General features: G+C 41.8%; 1 protein-coding gene and 2 pseudogenes. All 3 read left to right on the plus strand.

What is annotated here, in order from left to right; all coding sequences use genetic code 11:
• Positions 1-104 precede the first annotated feature (104 nt).
• Positions 105-263: pseudogene (locus B5F09_RS14370) on the plus strand (antirestriction protein ArdA); the annotation flags it as partial.
• Between the two features lie 116 nt (positions 264-379).
• Positions 380-769: a conjugal transfer protein gene (locus B5F09_RS14375; protein ID WP_087287245.1), complete on the plus strand. Its 390-nt coding sequence runs from the start codon at positions 380-382 to the stop codon at positions 767-769.
• Positions 756-2,339 (plus strand): annotated as a pseudogene (locus B5F09_RS14380) (ATP-binding protein); the annotation flags it as partial. The gene B5F09_RS14375 and the pseudogene B5F09_RS14380, both read left to right, overlap by 14 nt.
• Between the last annotated feature and the right edge of the window lie 108 nt (positions 2,340-2,447).

Here is a 2,447-nt window from a genome sequence, read left to right on the forward strand (position 1 = left end):
ATTCACTCCTTTACAGGAAAGAATTATATCAAAAAAGATTACCCTGATTAATGCAAAGTGTAACCACTTATCTGCAACAATTTGGGTAATCTTATTTTAACTTTTATAACGTTGCCTATTACTTCATAGATGAATGTCAAAGTCTGGGTGAGATACCAGACAGGATAAGAAGCTACATAGACTATGAAGCCTACGGGCGTGACCTTGATTTAGAGGGACGTTTTGTCGTCACCAATCATGGCGTGTTTGAATGTCCGTACTGACAATTACAACTGAATATTTTATCATCAGCCAGTGAAATGACACTGGTATTTTTTATGCAGCAGCCTTGAAATACAGGCTGCTGTTTCCATTTTAGAAAAGAAAGGAGCTGTGAAAATTGAAGAAAATCAAAAGCTATACAAGCATATGGAGCGTGGAGAAAGTCATTTATGCAATCAACGACTTTCAGCTCCCGTTCCCTCTCACGTTCAGTCAGATGGCTTGGTTTGTGGTATCGCTGTTCGTGGTGATTCTCTTTGGGGAGCTGCCGCCCTTTAACATGATTGACGGTGCGTTCCTCAAATACTTTGGAATCCCTGTGGCGTTTACATGGTTCGTATCGCAAAAGACCTTTGACGGAAAGAAACCTTTCGGATTCTTGAAATCGGCTGTCACCTTTGCCTTACGTCCCAAAGTGACCTATGCAGGAAAAGCCATCAAGCTGAAACATGAAAAATTCAATCCCGTTATTACAGCAGTTAGGAGTGTGATGTATGTTCCCGATTAAATATATAGAAAACAATCTGGTGTTCAACCATGACGGTGAATGTTTCGCCTACTATGAGCTGACACCCTACAATTATTCGTTCCTGTCACCAGAGGAAAAGTACATGGTACATGACAGTTTCCGTCAGCTTATTGCACAGAACCGTGACGGAAAAATCCATGCCTTACAGATTGCCACAGAGGACAGTCTGCGTGCCATGCAGGAGCGTTCCAAAAAAGGAATCACAGGCAGGTTAAAAGAAATCGCCTGTAAAAAGGTAGACGAACAGACCGAAGCGTTAATTGAGATGATTGGGGAAAATCAGATTGACTACCGCTTTTTTCTTGGTTTCAAGCTGTTAGTCAATGAGGAAGAAATCAACCTAAAGAGCATGAAGAAATCAGCAGCCATGACCTTTACCGATTTTATCTATGAGGTCAATCACAAGCTCATGGGTGACTTTGTTTCCATGAGTAATGATGAAATCAACCGTTTTATGAAGATGGAAAAGCTCTTGGAAAGTAAAATCTCACGCCGCTTTCAGTTCCGCAGGCTTAATAAGAACGACTTCGGGTATCTCTTGGAACACATCTACGGGAATACGGGCATTGCGTACAGTGATTACCGTTACGATTTACCCGTCAAGAAGCTAAAGCGTGAAACGCTGGTGAAGCGATATGACCTTATCCGTCCTACTCGCTGCATGATAGAAGAAAACCAGCGATACCTAAAGATAGAGCGTGAAGATCAGACAACGTATGTTGCCTACTTCACGATTAACAATATCGTGGGTGAGCTGGACTTTCCATCTTCGGAAATCTTCTACTACCAACAGCAGCAATTCACATTCCCTGTTTCCACTTCCATGAATGTAGAGATTGTAACAAATAAGAAAGCCTTAACCACTGTCCGTAACAAGAAAAAGGAATTAAAAGACTTGGATAACCACGCTTGGGAATCCAACAACGAAACGGGAAACAACGTCATAGAAGCTCTGGATTCAGTTAATGAGCTGGAAATGAATCTCGACCAGTCAAAGGAATCCATGTACAAGCTGTCTTACGTTATCCGTGTGGCGGCTGATTCATTGGACGAATTGAAGCGACGCTGTGATGAAGTCAAGGACTTCTACGACGATTTGAACGTGAAGCTGGTTCGTCCATTTGGTGATATGTTAGGACTTCACGGTGAATTTATTCCAGCAAGCAAGCGTTACATCAACGATTATATCCAGTATGTCACTTCTGACTTTCTCGCTGGTCTTGGGTTCGGTGCGACACAGCAGCTTGGGGAAACGGACGGTATCTATATTGGCTATAACCTTGACACAGGAAAGAATGTGTACTTAAAGCCTAGCCTTGCGGCACAGGGCGTTAAGGGTTCGGTGACTAATGCGTTGGCTGCCGCCTTTCTTGGTTCGCTCGGTGGTGGCAAGTCATTCTGTAACAACCTTATTATCTATTATGCGGTGCTGTTTGGAGGAAAAGCAGTCATTGTAGACCCGAAATCAGAGCGTGGCAACTGGCAGGAAACACTACCCGATATTGCACATGAAATCAAGATAGTCAACCTTACCAGTGAGGATAAGAATATAAATGCTACTATTAATATGTACAAAAACGATCATATAAAAATGTACAAAATCAATTCAACATAATATAATAATTCAGTTTTTATTGGAGGTTATATTATGATTATG

The sequence above is a fragment of the Erysipelatoclostridium sp. An173 genome (genome assembly GCF_002160495.1).
Taxonomy (GTDB): domain Bacteria; phylum Bacillota_I; class Bacilli_A; order Erysipelotrichales; family Coprobacillaceae; genus Thomasclavelia; species Thomasclavelia merdavium.